This window comes from Phytobacter diazotrophicus (genome assembly GCF_052061655.1).
In the GTDB taxonomy this organism is placed as follows: domain Bacteria; phylum Pseudomonadota; class Gammaproteobacteria; order Enterobacterales; family Enterobacteriaceae; genus Phytobacter; species Phytobacter diazotrophicus.
This window is the reverse complement of the sequence record NZ_CM125428.1, coordinates 3764202-3782262: the sequence shown is the minus strand read 5'-3', so window position 1 is coordinate 3782262 and position 18061 is coordinate 3764202. Positions and strand designations below refer to the sequence as shown.

Below are 18061 nucleotides of genomic sequence, written 5' to 3'. Positions count from 1 at the left end.
AGTACTGAATGTCACAGACTGTTATTACAACTGCGTTTGAGCAGTGGAAAGCACGCCAGGCGGCCAGCAATGAACCTGTTCTGCTGGATGAATTTGTTTTCGCAAATGTGCCGGGCCTCGATCCGTCCCTTCCTGTCAACCGGGCAGAACAGCTACCGGACGCGCGCTATATTGTCCACCGCCAGCCCGTCACGCGTACCGGGGTGGTGAATGCCAACCGCGTGGTGTATTCCGTTGTACTGGGCGCGGATACCGGGGATTTTGATTTCAACTGGATTGGCCTGACTAACAAAGCCTCCGGCACACTGGCCATGGTTGTTCATGCCCCGGTTCAGCAGAAACTGAAAACGCGGGCCGGGCAGCAGGGTAACGTTCTCACCCGCTCATTTTTGATGGAGTACAACGGCGCGGCAACGCAGACCGAAATCAGGACGCCTGCCGAAACCTGGCAGATTGATTTCACTGCGCGGCTGTCCGGCGTGGATGAACGCCAGCGCGTCGAAAACGTGGATGTTTACGGACAGGCTGCATTTTTTGGGGATGGCTGGTTGCTCGTGCGCTCTGGCGCTGATTATGTCCTTACCGCTGGCGTCGGGTATGTTGCCGGGCTGCGCGTGGTGCTTCCTGCGAACAGGGTCATTACGCCCATAGCGCGCCCCTATCGTGTCTTTGTTGATGCGTCTTTTACGGGACAACTTACCAGTGCCTGGGAAGTGTCAGCCGTGCCTGTCGTTGCGGCTGCGCTGGCTGATTACGATCAGAACGATGTACACCATTACGTTTGCCCGGTTGCGCAGGTCAATGCGGATGGCACGGTAACCGACATGCGCCCGAAAGGGAGCCTGGCACAGCAGCAGTCAAACAACGATTTTATGCGCAAGGCCGCGAATCTTGGCGATCTGGTTGATAAAGCTGCGGCCCGTAACGTTCTGGGGCTGGGTAGCAGTCAGGTTCCCTGGTTCGGAAGTATTGAGCTGTCCGGAGGAACGCCTTTTCTGGATTTTCATGCTGATTTCAGCCCTGATGATTACACAGACCGTCTGATCGCCACGGGGGACGGGCTGCATTACTTCGCCAGGCCTGGCCGGAAATTTACCAGTGACAGCCCGGCAGTTTTCAATGCCGGAACGGTGACTAACGATGTCGCAAGAGCATATGGCTTTCATGCCACGATGCCAGCGAGTCCGCAATATCAGGGGCTGACCGTTGACTGGAACGGCATCGACTCAGGAATGGCCGGGTTTACAAATAACCAGGGGGCGGGCACTGGAGGGTTTGCCTTTCGTACCGTGAATGCAACAAATACGGTTGAATTTGGCCGGGTTACGTTTACCCAGGACGGGCAGGTAAAAGCCACCCGCGCACTGTGGGCAGGCGAGGCCATCTACGCAACGGATGGTAACTCACATGGCACGATGTGGGGGGTAAATGGTGCACCGGACTGGCTGTCCAACAATCTTAACCGACGCTTTGGCGCTATCCCGGTGAATAACGCCACGGGTGATGTTTCCGGGACCGCCTGGGGCGGTTCGCTGGCCGTGAATCTCACTGTGCGCTTCAACGACCTGCAAAACAAAATCAGCGCCATTCCGGTAGATAACGCAACCGGGAATATTCACGGGAGCGCCTGGGGGAATGACTGGCTGTCAAATCATCTGGCGAATAAGTGGGCGGGTATTCAGGGCCAGTTTAACGCGATCCCCATTAATAATTTAACGGGCGATATTAATGGTCCTGCATGGGGTGGGCTGCTGTCTGCACATCTGTACGCGAAATGGTCGGGCATTCAGTCTCAGTTTAGTGCCATCCCTGTAGATAACCCGACCGGGAATATTCATGGCAGTGCCTGGGGTAACGACTGGTTGTCGAATTATATCAACAACCGGTTTGCGGGAGTGGCTAACCGCCTGACGATGCTCAGTGATACGAACGGGTATTTTGTGGATGTGGTCACGGGGTTTATGTTTCAGTTTGGCTGGATTCAGAGTGCGACAAATGAGCCAGAATCGCATGGCTACAATATTGCGTTTCCCAATAAATGCTCAGGTGTGATCTGTCAGATGGGGCTTGGCGTGAATAACGGCCATTCCGTTTATGCCCTGCCAACTAATCAGTTTGGTTTCACATACCGCACGTCCAGTAACGGGCTTGGGTTTATGTGGTTCGCCTGGGGGAAATAATATGGCTATTTATTACAGCGCTGCACGTAATGCATTTTACCCGGAGGCATACCGGGATAATTACATCAATTCTGTCGCCGGATGGCCTGATGATGCGCAGGCTGTAGGAGAGGGGGTTTATCAGTACCTTATCCAGCGTGTGACCGAAGGGAAAATTATCGTTGCTGATGATAACGGTTATCCCGTTCTGGCAGACCGTCCGGCCCCGACGCCTGAGCAATTAATGGCGCAGGCAGAAGATGAGCGTAAACGGCTGCTGACGCTGGCCACTGAAAAAATTGCACCGCTCCAGGACGCTGCCGAGCTTGACATGGCCAGTGATGAGGAACGTGCCGCGCTGACGGCCTGGCGGAAATACCGTGTCCTGCTGAACCGGGTCGATACATCGGCAACGGATATCACATGGCCGGAGGTGCCCGAAAATGTGGCGTAAGGCGACGCTTTCACTTTCTGATGCGCTGCCGTCGCTGAGTTGCTCAGTCGCCGCTGCGCATCCGTGGGTTTACGGGCTGGGCCAGCAGACGGATAACGGGGTTTATCTCAGCCCGGTAAATGCGGTGGGGTGGCTGGCTGAAAAGCTGGCCAGCCTGACGGCACATGCCGATGTCGTGATTTTTATGGTGGCCGGGCAAAGCCACGATGAATTTATGGCGTATCTCGATCCCGTCACGGCAGTTTTCCCCGCACCGGCTTTCACGCAGGTATCCCGCCTTGCCCGTTCGGCGGCAGAGCTGGCAACGGTGAAGATGCAGAAACCTGCAAAAGCCCGTAACGGGCTGGCTGATGCTATTCCTCTGTCAGTCCCCACAACGCGCGCGATGAGCAGTGCGGCGGCGGTGGCCAGCGCTGCGGCGTCGGGTTCATTAAGCCTGGCCGGGTTGAAAGCGAGCCTGGGCGCGTTTAAGGCGCAGCGTACCGAACTGTTATCCGGTATTGCGAACGCTGCGGGGGCACTGGCGGCGAAAAGCGCCAGCGCCTGGGTATTCACCGCCAGCGGTGATGCGGCAACCATCACGAAAGCGCTGTTAACCGATATTCCGGCAGCGTCTTCTGTATACAGCGCCGCCCTTATGCTGACAGGTGCCGATCTCAGTGTTATCAGGGGGATGATTCATGACAGCTATCATGCTGGCGCTTAATGGCGAAGCTATCCCGCTGAAAAATATGCGCGTCACGATCACGCAACAATTCCCCGATAAAGACCAGTCGGGCAGCACCAGTTCAACAAGTAAATCCGAAGAGGGCGCAAAGGGTAAAGAAATGCGGGTATCCGGCGAGGTTGCCTTTAAAGATATCAATATTCTGACGCGGATTTTCCAGCTGGCTAATGCCACGGACAAGAGCGGAAAGCGTGCGGTATACCGTGTGGCCAACAATGTCGCCCGTGCGGTGAATCTGCGGCAGGCAACGTTTTCCGGCACGCTGGATGCCCCGCAGCAGGACGGGCGAATGTCCTGGCTGGTGACCTTTACGTTAACGGAATTTCTCAGTGTGGCAGAGAAAAAAGAGGCCGCAGCAGGTAAAAACGCGACCAGTAAAGCGCAGGGGGCTGGCGCTTCCACCCGGTCGGGGGATTCGGCGGAGTCAGAGGAAAAAATGACCTGGTTCGAAAGAAAAGTGCTAAAACCCGTAAACGATGCCCTGGGGTGATGAATGAAACCCATTAAACGACTTTATCTGTCTACTGATGAGATCCATCTCTCTGATGTGAACATTGTGCTGGAACTGAGCAACTGCGGACGCGGTTTTATCACCGCCGAAACCGATCAGGACTATACCGGGAAGACCGTGCGCCTTGATGTGGGTTATGCCGGGGAGTTGCTGCGCTGGTTTACCGGGTATGTTGAACGCTCCCAGCCTGCTGGCCGGGGATTTGTGCGCCTGTTTGTCCGTGAACTGGCAGGCGTCTTTGATCACGCCTGGCCATGCTCATTTCAGCATCCGACATTACGGGATGTTGCCGCCTGGCTGACGGAAAACAGCGGCATCACGGTAACGGTGCCGGATGCCAGCTACAGCAGTACGCCGATCCCTCATTTCACCCATTCCGGCACGGGCTTCCAGTTGCTCAATAATCTGGGTAGCGCTTTTGGCATCACGGATTATGTCTGGTATCAGTTGCCGGATGGTTCCGTGTATGCAGGCGGCGCGGAGGCGGCGTTATTCGCGGGGCGTCCGGTGGAAATCCCCCACGAGTTCAGCCAGGGCAATGCAGCCGGAAATTCGATGACCATTCCTCTGATCCAGTCCCTGCGTCCGGGTGTGGAAGTGAACGGCCAGCGCCTGACGAAAGTCACGCTGACAAACGACACAATGGATATTGCCTGGACGCCGCGCAATAAAATCACGGGCGAACCCCTGCAAAAATCGCCCATTCAGCGCCAGATTGAAAGTCAGTTCCCGGAGCTGGCCAGCGGGCTGCATCTGCCGAAAATGGCACGCGTGGTGGCGGCGAGTGAACCCGTCTCAAGCGGCAATTTTGCCGATCCGTTCCGCCCTCGGTATGCCGTTGATGTGCAGCTGCTTGACGCAGACGGTAACCCGGACAAAACAACCCCGGTTTATTCCGCTGTGCCGTTAGCGGTTCCTATGGCCGGGAATGATTCGGGGATGTTCCAGTTTCCGCCAGAAGGAACGCTGGTCGAAGTGGGTTTCACAGGCGGCCGCCCGGATAAGCCGTTTGTACGCCAGACATTGCCGGACGGGACAAGCCTGCCGGACGTGAAGCCCGGCGAGCAGCTGCAACAACAACGCGAGGGTGTCTCGCACCGCGTTACCCAGGGCGGCGACTGGGAGCGGCAGACCGATCAGGCCATCCGCGAGACGTCCATGTCCCGCGAAGTGACCGCCGACAGCGAAAAGCGGGATCTGGTCAAACGGGAAACAACGGTCAAAGCGACAGATAAGACAACCGTGCTTGGCACGTCCACACTGATGGCCGGGGCTGTTCAGCAGGTCGTCACAGGCGATTATGCGATGGCCGCAGGCGGAAAATATCTGGCCAGTATTCAGGGTGATGCCGAAACCGAGATTGACGGGCGGCAGTCCAGCAGGGTGGTCGGGAATATCGATATCGAGACGCGCGGCGCGCTGACAGAAAAGATTGCCGCACTGCGCAGGAGCGTGGCCGCTGGTCAGCAGGTGATTGGCCAGACCGTGCATATCGGCACCGAACAGACCAATGCCCTGACCATGTTACTGGACACTATCGACCTGCTGGCGGAGCTGGCCAGTCAATGTGCCAGCCATACACACCCCGGAACGGGCGCACCTGTGCAGTCTGGCGGGTTTACGCAGACGGCGACAAAAGCAGGAACAACCAGGGGAAAATACGCCGCTATCATTGCCTGAATGAAATCATCTTAGCCCGCCAGTGTGCGGGCTTTTTTATGCCCCTTCGCCAGACGCACCATAACGCGCTGTGAGCGCCTTTCCCGACAGTATACCCGCGAGTAATCCCACGAAACGATCAAACGCACCCCGGCATGCTGGCGCAGCCATACCCCAACAAAATAAAGACGCCGCAGACAAAAACGGCGCTACACCGCACCCGCCTGCGGTTTTTGGATCAGGTAATTTTTTCAGTTTTATTTTTCTTCAAACCGTACCGCCAGACCGCGCCATTGCTGGGGGTTTGCGCGAATCTGCAAACTGAAAAATTTGAAAAGAATTTCAGTTAATTTCATTTTTTAAGTTAGAAAGCTCTATGTGAGTAATTATTAACTGTCTGAAAACATAGGTTTTTTCTATATTTTTATGAACGTTATATAGTGGATTAAAAGGGTTGGTGATTTCAATTTCATAGTCTAACTGTTTAATATTAAGAAACTTTTATCGAAAGGCGGCACTAAAGAAAATGAAATCGATAACAAAGCTATCGCAGATTATTTTTAGCGAAAGTGTTTACCATTTTGGGGCTAGGGTTGGAGCAGTTTAATCATACGTTTAGAAAATTTGATAGAACACCCTTAAGGATTAAAATAAAGGGTGTTCTAATTCAAACCGTTACATATTGAAAAGACTATAAATCTCTTTCAATTTTTGCTGGTTTTCAAAAAATCGAGGCATATGGCTGGTAGCATACTTATCGTTAATATATTCAGCTATGGTAGAAAAAGCGTTATCAAGGATCTGGTTAAAATCAGGTAAAGAATCCTTCGAAAAAACAGATGATGCATTTGTTATTCTTGTATGAGAGTTCATGGCGATTGATATAAGAACATAGCGACCATGAATGGCAATCTTTTCATCTCGTTTAGTCGGGCGGTTTTTTTCCAACTGTAAAAGATGATCTAGGCATTTTCTATATACGTTAACCGAATTAATTACCTTTACGCTGGTTACGCTGGGATTAAATACACTTTTATATAACGGGCCAGTAAGACTTTCAAAAAAACGACCCCTATTAGATTTGAGATTTGCAATGTTTCTAATGGCAGGATTACAACAAATTAATGCATTAAGAGCATCATCCATATCCATCACATACGGCGAAGAATTTATAACTGGAGTTTCACTTCTTTTTATTTCATATTGATAAGGGGTTTCTAAGGCAATGGACCTACGTAATTCAAGTTGAAAAGGGTCTTTTGATGCAAAATCTCTGGATGTAACTTTGTTTTGATTGTTATTCGCTATAGTTATATCCAAAGAAATATCGTCAACATCACCGTTCGGTGACTCGTTATTATTGATGAGGGATTTAATGAATCTACTTGATATTTTAACCTTGCTCAGGTCGTCTAAAGTTATATCTCCTGATGAAAAAGTTTTACCTATAGTGCTTATTGTTTGAGCTCCATTAATAACACTCATGTTTTTAAAATCAAAACCACCGGATTCTCTCCGGCTGGTATTATTCCTTCTTCTTGGTTCAAATGAATCTACTAAGATTGTTATTCCATTATTAAAATAATAGAAGAAATCAGGTCTATTTATAAGTGTGTCCTTTATCGCTTGGTTAACTTCTGATGTATCGCCAAGTCCTCCGCGTATATTTTTCTCAAAGAGTCCGTCACCATATTCTTTCCACCAACTAGCAACAGTATCACCAGTGATAATTCCATGTACAGCAGGCAAAGGATTATCGCTTAATCCATATTGAAGGACCTCAACATCATCCATATCTATTTTGATCGAGTTAGGATTACTCATATACTCTCTCAAATCGTCAAGGTTCAGGATTGATATGGTTGTAGCATCTGGTCCTATATCATAGTTAAGATCTTTTTCATTTTGTGAGATTATACATTGCACTTCTTCGCTTAATTGACTTCCACCACTATATGAAAAGACGAATACATATTTATATGTTGCATCATATGCTTTGTCTAAATCGGGTTCCCAACGGCGAAATTTATCATTAAATAAATCGTATTTTTCTAAGAGAATTTCTTTGCAAGAATTAAGGAAGTCGTTTATTTCGCTGCGTCCAATAGAACCATTACCACTGGAATCAAATTTGGATTGAACAACAGTTACAGTTCTTTTGTCATGATTTACATATATAGCGTCAACACCATGATCATCACTGCCATCACATACGCAATCAGAACAAATATCATTATCTACTTCATTATTATGAATTTTAACAGACATTGCGGCAATGCATCTGGATAGAAGGTTGAATTCCCTGTCCGTTGACCTGCTTCCAACATTACTCATATCGATATGATCTGCAAAGTTTTTACTGAGGTATCTTTTTAAAGCATGGATGGCTATTTCTCTGTTTGTACTCATGAAAAGTTTTACTCCTTTACCTTTCTTAAGATCATAAATAGTTACCACTAAGTTCCAACAAGGCCGCTCATCGTTTATGTAGGTGCAATTCCCATAGTTTTTGCTGCGCAACGGGTCGATACATAGCAGCGGTACTATAGACTAAGTTTTGCATGTGTGTATCTCTGCCGCCAATTCGTCGCCATTGATGAGTGAAGAGGGGCGTAACTAAGTGATTTGTATGAGGTAAAATAGCAGACAACAAAAAACCCATCAACCTTGAACCGAAATGGCGGGGTTGATGGGCTCCACAAATTGGGGACATCAAAGAAAAGCAGTGGCACTAGTTATGACTAATGCTGAGAAAAAAAGTTCTCCAGGTGTTAATTATTTTTTTAAGTTAGGAGTTATCCTAAGCCCGGCCAGACAATGATTATCAGTGTCCCCGCCAGCGTAAGCAGTACGTTCGCTATCGCATAGGTGCCTGCGTAACCCAGTGCCGGAATGTTACTGCGCGCGGTATCGCTGATAATCTCCATCGCTGGCGCACAGGTACGTGCCCCCATCAGCGCGCCAAACAGCAGTGCGCGGTTCATTTTCAGCACCCAGGCACCGAACAGGAAACAGATCATCACAGGCACCAGGCTGACAATCAGGCCCGCGATCAGCATCTGTCCGCCCACTTCACCCAGGCTGTTACCAATGCCGCTACCGGCGCTTAAGCCGACACCTGCCATAAAGACCATCAGACCAAACTCTTTCACCATATTCAGCGCACCCTGAGGGATGTAGCCAAAAGTCGGGTGGTTGGCGCGCAGAAAGCCGAGCATGATCCCGGCAAACAGCAGGCCCGCCGCGTTTCCAATACCAAAGCTGAAGGTGCTGAACTGGAAGGTGATCATGCCGATCATCAGGCCAACAATAAAGAAAGCGCAGAAGGCGAGCAGGTCCGTGACCTGACTATGAATAGAGATAAAGCCGATGCGGTCAGCGATGGCTTTCACACGACGGGCATCACCGCTCACCTGCAAGACATCACCTTTATTGAGCAGGATGTTGTCGTCAATCGGCATCTCAATCTGGCTGCGGATAACGCGGTTGAGGAAACAGCCATGGTCCGTCAGCTTAATTTGAGCCAGACGGCGCCCCACGACATTATGGTTTTTCACCACCACCTCTTCGGTGACAATGCGCATGTCGAGCAGGTCGCGGTCGAACACCTCTTTTCCGTTACGGAAACTGGGGTCGAGACGCGCATGCGCATCCGGATAACCAACCAGCGCGATTTCGTCGCCCATTTGCAGTACCGCATCGCCGTCCGGGTTTGCGAGAATACCGTTACGACGAATACGCTCGATATAACAGCCCGTCTGGCGATAAATACCCAGCTCACGCAGATTTTTGCCGTCCGCCCAGGCCACCAGCTCCGGACCGACGCGATAGGCGCGGATGACTGGCAGATAGACCTTGCGGTTGGTGTCGGTGTCGAGTCCACGCTCACGGGCGATCTGTTGGGCGCTGGTCTGCAGATCCTGATGCTGCAACTTCGGCATATAGCGAGCGCCGACAATCAAACTGACCAGGCCAATAAGGTAGGTCAGGGCGTAGCCGAGGCTTAAGTGATCGAGTGCTTGTGAAAGCTGGGTACTGTCCATACCCGAATGACGTAGTGTATCACCGGCACCCACCAGTACAGGCGTGGACGTCATTGCGCCTGCCAGCATCCCCGCCGTCAGACCGATATCCCAGCCGAACAATTTGCCGAGCCCAAGAGCAATCAACAATGCGCTGCCGACTAATACCAGCGCCAGCATCAGGTAATTTTTGCCGTCGCGGAAAAAAATAGAAAAAAAGTTTGGCCCAGCTTCCACTCCTACGCAAAAAATAAACAGCATAAAACCTAAATTGAGGGCATCAGTGTTTATGCTGAAATGTTGCTGACCTAATAATAAGGAAACCACTAAAACGCCAATGGAATTACCGAGTTGTACAGAACCCAGGCGTAATTTCCCCAGACAGAGTCCGAGCGCCAGAACAACAAATAATAACAGTATGTAATTCCCGTTTAACAAATCTGCGACGTTTATATTCACGGAGGCTAACTTCTTGTTTACTTGTAAGCTATTGAAAGAATGGGTTATTTGGGCTACTGTTTTGCGAAGAATCTGAGTTAGAAAAACGCACTAGTGCGTCTTTATTCCCGGCAACACAATAACTGGCCGCTAGTTTAATCGTATTGAATTGCAACGGCTAGTAAGAATCATCTATTCGCGCGGGGGTTTTTCGGCAGGGAGTGCCATAACGCTTTATCTGACCGTTCGTTCATTGCAACGGATGAAGAGTTTGATAGAGAAAAGTCAGGAGGATTGTTTGAAACATAAACGCGGACTTGCAGGCATCATTTGTTGTTTTTTACTTTTCATTGTCGTCTGTTTTTTAGAAGTGACGAATATGAAAGGTGCCTTTCGTGCGTCCGGGCATCCTGAACTCGGGTTGCTGTTTTTTACTTTACCGGGTGCCGTTGCCAGTATTTTTTCACGTCGCCGTAAAGTGATGTTGCCACTGTTTGGCGCGATCCTCGCCGCACCGCTCTGCTTCGTCGTCATGCGTCTGTTTTTTACCCCGGTGCGTTCTGTATGGCAGGAGCTGGCGTGGCTGTTTAGTGCGGTATTCTGGTGTGCGCTGGGTGCGCTCTGCTATCTGTTTATCAGCAGTTTCTTTGGCAACGGGACGCGATAAGACCAGTGTCACCCCGGTTATTGCCTGTTTACTTTATTCTACCGAACTGTTTGCGAACGAACTTATCAAATTCGGTAAAACTACCAATGTGTTTTTGATCGACAAAAATTTGCGGCACCGTTTCGATGGGTTTGCCTGCGGCTTGTTCCAGCGCTGCGCGGGTAACGCCGTCCGCATGGATATCAACATAACGCCACTCAAAATTATCCTGTGTTTTGCTGACTTTTTCAGCCAACTCTTTTACGCGTGCGCACTGTGGACAACCTGCGCGACCAAATATCACTGTGTACATGGATCCTCCTTAAACCAGACGGTAAGCAGGGATATAATGCGGCTTTTGCGCCCACGTATAAAACAGGTTGTGCCTGTTATGTTAATTTCCGCAACCTTTCAACACATTTTGACGAGCATTTCCGGTCTGAGTGTTCGCTATAATGGGGGTTTTGTTTCCAGGGAAAACGACCATGACTCCAGTTATCGATCTGCTCCGCGCCCACCGCTCTATCCGCCATTTCACCCAGGAACCCATTAGCGCAGCGCAGCGTGAAGCGATTATCGCCGGTGCCCAGGCCGCCTCCAGTTCCAGCTTTTTACAGTGCAGTTCAATTATTCGCGTGACCGACCCGGCGTTACGTCAACAACTGGTTACGCTGACCGGCGGTCAACAGCATGTGGCTGAAGCCGCTGAATTTTGGGTGTTTTGCGCCGATTTTAATCGCCATCTGCAAATTTGCCCGCAGGCGCAACTGGGGCTGGCGGAACAGCTCCTTCTCGGTGTCGTTGATACGGCCATGATGGCGCAAAATGCCATGACGGCAGCGGAATCACTCGGCCTTGGCGGCGTGTATATCGGTGGGATCCGTAACAGCATTGAGGCGGTGACCGAATTACTTCATCTGCCTCAGCATGTTTTGCCACTCTTTGGGCTCTGTCTTGGCTGGCCTGCCGATGATCCGCAGGTGAAGCCGCGTTTACCCGCCGCGCTGGTGGTGCATGAGAACAGCTATCAGCCTGTCGATGCGGACATCCTTGCACAATATGATGCGCAAATTGCCGCGTATTATACGTCGCGAGGCAGCAATACCCGCCAGGATACCTGGAGCGATCATATCCGGCGCACCATCATTAAAGAGAACCGTCCGTTCATCCTCGACTATTTGCATAAACAAGGGTGGGCAGTGCGCTAATTCCCGTTCATCCTGTGTCTCGCTGCGTGTATGATACGCAGGCTTTCTACTCGTCATACTTTACGTTGCCAGTGCATTTGCTATGTCTGGGTGCCCTGGTCATAGCGTTGTCTATGCTGTCGGGGCTTACTGACTTGCCGCCTTCCGGCAATGTGAAAAAGGTAGAGTATTGCCAGTCTATTGAGAGAGGTGCAGGGTGAAAATCGCCATATTGTCCCGGGACGGAACGCTCTATTCATGCAAACGCCTGCGCGAAGCTGCCATTGCGCGCGGGCATCTGGTCGAAATTCTCGATCCGCTGTCGTGTTATATGAACATCGACCCCGCGGCTTCTTCGGTCCATTACAAAGGCCGTCAACTTCCCCATTTTGATGCGGTGATCCCGCGAATCGGTTCCGCGATTACCTTTTACGGTACTGCCGCGTTGCGCCAGTTTGAAATGCTGGGCAGCTATCCGCTCAATGAGTCGGTGGCGATTACGCGCGCGCGTGACAAATTGCGTTCTCTGCAACTTCTGGCCCGCCAGGGGATTGATCTGCCGGTGACGGGGATCGCTCATTCACCGGATGACACCAGTGATCTGATTGCCATGGTCGGTGGCGCGCCGCTGGTGGTAAAACTGGTGGAAGGGACGCAGGGGATCGGCGTGGTCCTTGCCGAAACACGGCAGGCGGCAGAAAGTGTGATTGACGCGTTTCGCGGCCTGAACGCCCATATTCTGGTTCAGGAATACATTGAGGAAGCGAAGGGGCGGGATGTTCGCTGCCTGGTGGTGGGCAATGAGGTTGTCGCGGCGATTGAGCGGCAGGCGAAAGAGGGGGATTTTCGCTCCAATCTGCATCGTGGCGGCGTGGCCAGCGTGGCGACAATCACTCCGCGTGAGCGGGAGATGGCGATTAAAGCCGCACAGACACTCGGTCTGGATGTCGCCGGGGTGGATATCCTTCGTGCCAACCGGGGGCCGCTGGTGATGGAAGTGAATGCGTCGCCTGGGCTTGAAGGTATTGAGAAGACCACAGGGGTGGATATCGCAGGTAAAATGATTGCCTGGATTGAGCGCCATGCCACGCCCGGCTATTGCCTCAAAACCGGCGGCTAGTCGATTTTCCGCGCTACATAATGGTATGCGGCCTGCTTTTTGCGTAAGCTATGGCTCCCATTTTTTCGTCAGAGGTTGTTTTGCGCATGAATTCACTCGTCGCACCTGGTCTGGACACGCTTCGTCAATGGCTTGATGAACTGGGTATCAGTTTCTTCGAATGCGATACCTGCCAGGCGTTGCACCTGCCGCATATGCAGAATTTCGACGGGGTGTTTGACGCCAAAATCGATCTGATTAACGACGTTGTCCTGTTTACGGCGATGGCGGAAGTGAAGCCTTCCGCCTTGCTGGCACTGGCCGCCGATCTTTCCGCCATCAATGCCAGTTCTTTGACGGTGAAAGCATTTCTCGATATTCAGGATGATAACCTGCCAAAGCTGGTCGTTTGCCAGACATTATCCTCAGGCGCCGGGGTGACGCTCGAACAATTTGCATGGTTCATGCGCCAGAGCGAAGAGCAAATTTCAATGGTGATCCTTGAAGCCCGCGCCCATCAGATGCTGTTTGTTCCCGAAGAAGAAGAGCTCAAAGCTGGCGAAGACGCGCACAATTTTCTTCACTAAACCTGCCTGACATTAGCGCAGTCGCTGCCAGAGCGGCTGCATAATGAATGTTTTAATTCTGCTTTTAACCTTCTTTTAAAGAATTATTCACCGCTATTCCCGCCGTTTCGGCTTATCACATAGACAGAATCTGCATAAAAAATTGATAAAAGGCGTTTTTTAATCTGCCCTATAGCCTCTAACCCTGGCTACAGTTATTCTTGCGGTGCTTTGAAAGCATGCGGCGTCGGCCGAAAGAATTTTCCTCTTCGACCAGTGCAGACTGACAAAATATGCATGAATTTTGCATATCTTAAATGCGTACACTTAGTTCGTATGGTAACGGACTTTCCAGAAGGAATGAGATATGACCGCTTTGAGTAAAAAATGGTTATCAGGTCTTGTTGCGGGTGCATTAATGGCTGTCTCTGCCAGCACACTCGCCGCAGAGCAAAAGACGCTGCATGTGTATAACTGGTCTGACTATATTGCGCCGGATACGGTCGCAAACTTTGAAAAAGAGACCGGGATTAAAGTTGTTTACGACGTGTTCGATTCCAACGAAGTGCTGGAAGGCAAATTGATGGCGGGCAGCACCGGTTTCGACCTGGTGGTGCCTTCTGCAAGCTTCCTTGAGCGCCAGTTAACCGCCGGTGTGTTCCAGCCGCTCGATAAGAGCAAGCTGCCGAACTGGAAGAACATGGACCCGGATGTGCTGAAAATGGTTGCTCAGCATGACCCGGACAACAAATACGCGGTGCCGTACCTGTGGGCCACCACCGGCATTGGCTATAACGTTGATAAAGTCAAAGCGGTATTGGGCGATGTGCCGGTCAACAGTTGGGATCTGGTGCTGAAACCTGAAAACCTCGAAAAACTGAAAAGCTGCGGCGTCTCCTTCCTGGATGCGCCAGAAGAGATTTTCGCGACCGTGCTGAACTACCTGGGTAAAGATCCGAACAGCACCAAAGCGGACGATTACTCCGGCCCGGCAACCGATCTGCTGCTGAAACTGCGTCCGAACATTCGCTACTTCCACTCCTCTCAGTACATTAACGATCTGGCAAATGGCGACATCTGCGTAGCCATCGGCTGGGCGGGCGACGTATGGCAGGCGGCTAACCGTGCTAAAGAAGCGAAGAACGGCGTGCATGTTAACTACATCATTCCGAAAGAGGGCGCCCTGGCGTTCTTCGACGTCTTCGCCATGCCTGTTGACGCGAAAAACAAAGACGAAGCGTATCAGTTCCTGAACTACCTGATGCGTCCTGACGTTATCGCGCACATCAGTGACCATGTCTTCTATGCTAACGGTAACAAAGAGTCCAAACCGTTGATCAGCGCAGAAGTACGTGACAACCCGGCAATCTATCCGCCGGCGGATGTTTTCGCGAAACTGTATACGCTGAAAGTGCAGGATCCGAAAATTGACCGCGTAAGAACCCGCGCGTGGACAAAAGTAAAAAGCGGCAAATAATCAATCACCTGAACAGTGATTGCGTTGCACCAGGGCGGTGCAATTGCCCTAAACCTGGACAGGGGTCATTGGCCTCTGTCCGGTCATTTGTAGACAACTAGCTGGTACTGGTTGAGTTTTTTTGCCGGAGAGCACTTGAGTGAATGACGCTATCCCCCGCCCACAGGCGAAAACCCGTAAGGATTTAACGCCTCTGCTTGAAATCCGCAATCTGACCAAATCGTTTGACGGCCAGCACGCCGTTGATGACGTCAGTCTGACCATTTATAAAGGCGAAATCTTCGCGCTGCTGGGTGCATCTGGTTGCGGCAAGTCAACGCTGCTGCGAATGCTGGCAGGCTTTGAACAGCCAACGACCGGGCAAATTATGCTCGATGGTGTCGATCTGGCGCATGTGCCGCCTTATCTGCGTCCTATCAATATGATGTTTCAGTCCTATGCCTTGTTCCCGCATATGACCGTTGAACAGAACATCGCGTTTGGCCTCAAGCAGGACAGGCTGCCCAAAGCGGAAATCGCCAGCCGTGTTGCGGAGATGCTGAGTCTTGTGCACATGCAGGAGTTCGCGAAGCGTAAACCGCATCAGCTTTCTGGCGGTCAGCGTCAGCGTGTCGCGTTGGCCCGTAGTCTGGCAAAACGCCCGAAACTCCTGCTGCTTGATGAACCGATGGGTGCGCTGGATAAGAAACTGCGTGACCGTATGCAACTGGAAGTGGTGGACATTCTGGAGCGCGTTGGCGTGACCTGCGTTATGGTCACGCATGATCAGGAAGAAGCCATGACCATGGCCGGACGTATCGCCATTATGAACCGCGGTAAGTTTGTGCAAATTGGCGAACCTGAAGAGATTTATGAACACCCGACCACCCGCTACAGCGCCGAATTTATCGGCTCGGTTAACGTGTTCGAAGGCCTGCTTAAAGCGCGTGAGGACGACGGTCTGGTGATTGATTCGCCGGGGCTGGTTCATCCGCTGAAAGTGGACCCGGATGCCTCTGTTGTGGATAACGTACCGGTCTATGTTGCGTTGCGCCCGGAGAAAATCATGCTCTGCGAAGAGCCGCCTGCCGACGGTTATAACTTCGCGGTGGGTGAGGTGGTGCATATTGCCTACCTTGGCGATCTGTCGATTTACCACGTTCGTCTGCAAAGCGGGCAAATGATCAGTGCGCAGTTGCAGAACGAGCACCGCTATCGTAAAGGTACCCCGACATGGGGCGACGAAGTTCGCCTGTGCTGGGATGCCGACAGTTGTGTGGTTCTGACGGTTTAAGGAGCGGTGATGAGTACACTTGAACCACCGACCCGCGTCGAAAAACCGGGCGGTTTTAACCTGTGGTTGGCGCGTTTTCAGATGAAGCACGGGCGCAAGTTCGTTATCGCGCTTCCCTATATCTGGTTGATCTTACTGTTTTTACTGCCGTTCCTGATTGTCTTCAAAATCAGTCTGGCAGAGATGGCGCGCGCGATCCCGCCCTATACGGATCTGGTGGAGTGGGCCGATAATCAGCTCACCATTTCGCTCAACATCAATAACTTCCTGCAACTGACCGACGATCCGCTCTATTTTGAAGCGTATCTCCAGTCATTACAGGTCGCGGCGGTGTCGACGATCTGCTGTCTGGTTCTGGGGTATCCGCTGGCCTGGGCCGTTGCGCACAGTAAGCCGTCGACGCGTAATATTCTGCTGCTGCTGGTTATTTTGCCTTCATGGACCTCTTTCCTGATTCGCGTCTATGCCTGGATGGGGATCCTGAAAAGTAACGGCGTGCTGAATAATTTTCTGATGTGGCTGGGGATTATCGATCAGCCGCTGACGATTCTGCACACAAACCTGGCGGTGTATATCGGTATCGTTTATGCCTATTTGCCGTTTATGGTGCTGCCTATCTACACCGCGCTGACGCGTATTGACTACTCGCTGGTTGAAGCGTCGCTGGATCTGGGCGCGCGCCCGCTGAAAACCTTCTTTAGCGTGATCGTGCCGTTGACCAAAGGGGGCATTATCGCTGGCTCCATGCTGGTGTTTATCCCGGCGGTGGGTGAGTTCGTGATCCCGGAACTGCTCGGTGGCCCGGACAGCATCATGATTGGTCGCGTCCTGTGGCAGGAGTTCTTTAATAACCGCGACTGGCCGGTGGCCTCGGCTGTGGCGATTATTATGCTGCTGCTGCTGATCGTGCCAATCATGTGGTTCCATAAACATCAACAGAAACAGATGGGAGACAACGCATGAATAACTTGCCGGTAGTGCGTTCCCCGTGGCGTATTTTGATTCTGGTGCTGGGGTTCACGTTCCTCTATGCGCCGATGCTGATGCTGGTCATCTATTCCTTCAACAGCTCCAAACTGGTGACGGTGTGGGCCGGCTGGTCAACGCGCTGGTATAGCGAGTTGTTCCATGATGACGCCATGATGAGCGCAGTGCGCCTGAGTCTGACCATTGCCGCCTGCGCCGCGACGATGGCGGCGATCCTCGGTACGATTGCGGCAGTGGTGATGGTGCGCTTTGGCCGTTTCCGTGGTGCCAACGGTTTTGCGTTTATGATTACCGCGCCGTTGGTGATGCCGGATGTGATCACCGGGCTGTCGCTGTTGCTGCTGTTTGTTGCCCTTGGTCATGCGATTGGCTGGCCGTCGGATCGCGGCATGCTCACCATCTGGCTGGCGCATGTGACCTTTTGTACGGCTTATGTCGCGGTGGTTATCTCCTCGCGTCTGCGTGAACTCGACAGGTCAATTGAGGAGGCGGCGATGGATCTTGGCGCGACGCCGCTGAAAGTGTTCTTTGTTATTACGCTACCGATGATCATGCCAGCGATTATCTCTGGCTGGCTGCTGGCGTTTACCCTCTCTCTCGACGATCTGGTTATTGCCAGCTTCGTTTCCGGCCCGGGGGCGACAACGCTGCCAATGCTGGTCTTCTCGAGCGTGCGTATGGGGGTGAACCCGGAGATCAACGCCCTCGCGAGCCTGATACTGGGTGTCGTGGGGATTGTTGGTTTAATCGCCTGGTATCTGATGGCGCGCGCGGAAAAGCAGCGAGTGCGCGATATCCAGCGTGCAAGACAGGGACAATGATTCTAGAATCTTAAACGTTGTGTCACGGATGCCGC

17 protein-coding genes are annotated in these 18061 nt (G+C 51.8%); 14 read left to right on the top strand and 3 right to left on the bottom strand.

Annotation, left to right across the window (positions count from 1 at the left end):
* Positions 1-8 precede the first annotated feature (8 nt).
* The 6 genes from ACS0RQ_RS18465 to ACS0RQ_RS18440 all read left to right on the top strand — a co-directional run bounded on the left by ACS0RQ_RS18465 (position 9) and on the right by ACS0RQ_RS18440 (position 5860).
* Positions 9-2180 (top strand): phage tail-collar fiber domain-containing protein, encoded by a 2172-nt coding sequence (locus tag ACS0RQ_RS18465; protein WP_334632950.1) that lies wholly within the window; start codon positions 9-11, stop codon positions 2178-2180.
* A gap of 1 nt (position 2181) precedes the next feature.
* Entirely contained in the window at positions 2182-2613 is a 432-nt protein-coding gene (locus ACS0RQ_RS18460) for a tail fiber assembly protein (RefSeq protein ID WP_334632948.1), read from the top strand.
* On the top strand, positions 2603-3319 hold the full coding sequence (locus ACS0RQ_RS18455) for a hypothetical protein (protein WP_334632946.1): 717 nt from the start codon (positions 2603-2605) through the stop codon (positions 3317-3319). The genes ACS0RQ_RS18460 and ACS0RQ_RS18455 overlap by 11 nt, the downstream gene beginning before the upstream one ends.
* Positions 3294-3830, top strand: a complete 537-nt coding sequence (locus ACS0RQ_RS18450) for a baseplate complex protein (RefSeq protein ID WP_071194520.1) — start codon at positions 3294-3296, stop codon at positions 3828-3830. Before ACS0RQ_RS18455 ends, ACS0RQ_RS18450 begins: the two co-directional genes overlap by 26 nt.
* A 3-nt stretch (positions 3831-3833) precedes the next feature.
* Positions 3834-5531: a phage baseplate assembly protein V gene (locus ACS0RQ_RS18445; RefSeq protein ID WP_334632942.1), complete on the top strand. Its 1698-nt coding sequence runs from the start codon at positions 3834-3836 to the stop codon at positions 5529-5531.
* Between the two features lie 134 nt (positions 5532-5665).
* The gene (locus tag ACS0RQ_RS18440) at positions 5666-5860 is read left to right on the top strand and encodes a hypothetical protein (protein ID WP_334632940.1); all 195 of its coding nucleotides are present in this window, start codon (positions 5666-5668) and stop codon (positions 5858-5860) included.
* A gap of 325 nt (positions 5861-6185) precedes the next feature.
* Here ACS0RQ_RS18440 and ACS0RQ_RS18435 read toward each other — a convergent pair whose 3' ends face one another.
* Both ACS0RQ_RS18435 and ACS0RQ_RS18430 read right to left on the bottom strand, forming a co-directional pair.
* Positions 6186-7919 (bottom strand): AIPR family protein, encoded by a 1734-nt coding sequence (locus ACS0RQ_RS18435; protein WP_334632938.1) that lies wholly within the window; start codon positions 7917-7919, stop codon positions 6186-6188.
* 386 nt (positions 7920-8305) lie between these two features.
* Positions 8306-9991 carry an aspartate:alanine antiporter gene (locus ACS0RQ_RS18430; protein WP_039078489.1) on the bottom strand — a complete coding sequence of 562 codons (1686 nt, stop codon included), beginning with the start codon at positions 9989-9991 and terminating at the stop codon, positions 8306-8308.
* A gap of 277 nt (positions 9992-10268) precedes the next feature.
* Between ACS0RQ_RS18430 and ACS0RQ_RS18425 the strand changes: the two genes are divergently transcribed.
* Complete coding sequence (locus ACS0RQ_RS18425; protein ID WP_071196063.1) at positions 10269-10637, top strand: inner membrane protein YbjM; 369 nt, start codon at positions 10269-10271, stop codon at positions 10635-10637.
* Positions 10638-10665: 28 nt separating this feature from the next.
* On the opposite strand, the gene ACS0RQ_RS18420 is transcribed toward ACS0RQ_RS18425, so the two are convergent.
* Complete coding sequence (locus ACS0RQ_RS18420) at positions 10666-10929, bottom strand: GrxA family glutaredoxin (RefSeq protein ID WP_039078491.1); 264 nt, start codon at positions 10927-10929, stop codon at positions 10666-10668.
* 172 nt (positions 10930-11101) lie between these two features.
* Here ACS0RQ_RS18420 and nfsA point away from each other — a divergent pair, with 172 nt between their 5' ends.
* From nfsA to potI, 7 genes are all read left to right on the top strand, one after another.
* Positions 11102-11824 carry an oxygen-insensitive NADPH nitroreductase gene (gene nfsA, locus ACS0RQ_RS18415; protein WP_271849798.1) on the top strand — a complete coding sequence of 241 codons (723 nt, stop codon included), beginning with the start codon at positions 11102-11104 and terminating at the stop codon, positions 11822-11824.
* Between the two features lie 196 nt (positions 11825-12020).
* Positions 12021-12923, top strand: a complete 903-nt coding sequence (gene rimK, locus ACS0RQ_RS18410; protein WP_039078493.1) for a 30S ribosomal protein S6--L-glutamate ligase — start codon at positions 12021-12023, stop codon at positions 12921-12923.
* A gap of 86 nt (positions 12924-13009) precedes the next feature.
* The gene (locus tag ACS0RQ_RS18405) at positions 13010-13489 is read left to right on the top strand and encodes a type III secretion system chaperone family protein (RefSeq protein WP_039078494.1); all 480 of its coding nucleotides are present in this window, start codon (positions 13010-13012) and stop codon (positions 13487-13489) included.
* Between the two features lie 346 nt (positions 13490-13835).
* The gene (gene potF, locus ACS0RQ_RS18400) at positions 13836-14945 is read left to right on the top strand and encodes a spermidine/putrescine ABC transporter substrate-binding protein PotF (RefSeq protein WP_039078495.1); all 1110 of its coding nucleotides are present in this window, start codon (positions 13836-13838) and stop codon (positions 14943-14945) included.
* A 139-nt stretch (positions 14946-15084) separates the two neighbouring features.
* Positions 15085-16218, top strand: coding sequence for a putrescine ABC transporter ATP-binding subunit PotG (gene potG, locus ACS0RQ_RS18395; RefSeq protein WP_039078496.1), 1134 nt, complete (start codon positions 15085-15087; stop codon positions 16216-16218).
* A 9-nt stretch (positions 16219-16227) separates the two neighbouring features.
* On the top strand, positions 16228-17181 hold the full coding sequence (gene potH / locus ACS0RQ_RS18390; RefSeq protein WP_039078497.1) for a putrescine ABC transporter permease PotH: 954 nt from the start codon (positions 16228-16230) through the stop codon (positions 17179-17181).
* Positions 17178-18026, top strand: coding sequence for a putrescine ABC transporter permease PotI (gene potI / locus ACS0RQ_RS18385; protein ID WP_271849797.1), 849 nt, complete (start codon positions 17178-17180; stop codon positions 18024-18026). Before potH ends, potI begins: the two co-directional genes overlap by 4 nt.
* Positions 18027-18061: the final 35 nt, after the last annotated feature.

What these genes read in the sequence shown, in the direction of transcription:
- ACS0RQ_RS18455 (WP_334632946.1), top strand. Translation starts at nt 2,603, where the DNA reads ATGTGGCGTAAGGCGACGCTTTCACTTTCTGATGCGCTGCCGTCGCTG.
- ACS0RQ_RS18460 (WP_334632948.1), top strand. Translation starts at nt 2,182, where the DNA reads ATGGCTATTTATTACAGCGCTGCACGTAATGCATTTTACCCGGAGGCA.
- ACS0RQ_RS18445 (WP_334632942.1), top strand. Translation starts at nt 3,834, where the DNA reads ATGAAACCCATTAAACGACTTTATCTGTCTACTGATGAGATCCATCTC.
- potH (WP_039078497.1), top strand. Translation starts at nt 16,228, where the DNA reads ATGAGTACACTTGAACCACCGACCCGCGTCGAAAAACCGGGCGGTTTT.
- ACS0RQ_RS18435 (WP_334632938.1), bottom strand. Translation starts at nt 7,919, where the DNA reads ATGAGTACAAACAGAGAAATAGCCATCCATGCTTTAAAAAGATACCTC.
- nfsA (WP_271849798.1), top strand. Translation starts at nt 11,102, where the DNA reads ATGACTCCAGTTATCGATCTGCTCCGCGCCCACCGCTCTATCCGCCAT.
- potI (WP_271849797.1), top strand. Translation starts at nt 17,178, where the DNA reads ATGAATAACTTGCCGGTAGTGCGTTCCCCGTGGCGTATTTTGATTCTG.
- ACS0RQ_RS18465 (WP_334632950.1), top strand. Translation starts at nt 9, where the DNA reads ATGTCACAGACTGTTATTACAACTGCGTTTGAGCAGTGGAAAGCACGC.
- ACS0RQ_RS18405 (WP_039078494.1), top strand. Translation starts at nt 13,010, where the DNA reads ATGAATTCACTCGTCGCACCTGGTCTGGACACGCTTCGTCAATGGCTT.
- potF (WP_039078495.1), top strand. Translation starts at nt 13,836, where the DNA reads ATGACCGCTTTGAGTAAAAAATGGTTATCAGGTCTTGTTGCGGGTGCA.
- ACS0RQ_RS18440 (WP_334632940.1), top strand. Translation starts at nt 5,666, where the DNA reads ATGCTGGCGCAGCCATACCCCAACAAAATAAAGACGCCGCAGACAAAA.
- ACS0RQ_RS18450 (WP_071194520.1), top strand. Translation starts at nt 3,294, where the DNA reads ATGACAGCTATCATGCTGGCGCTTAATGGCGAAGCTATCCCGCTGAAA.
- ACS0RQ_RS18420 (WP_039078491.1), bottom strand. Translation starts at nt 10,929, where the DNA reads ATGTACACAGTGATATTTGGTCGCGCAGGTTGTCCACAGTGCGCACGC.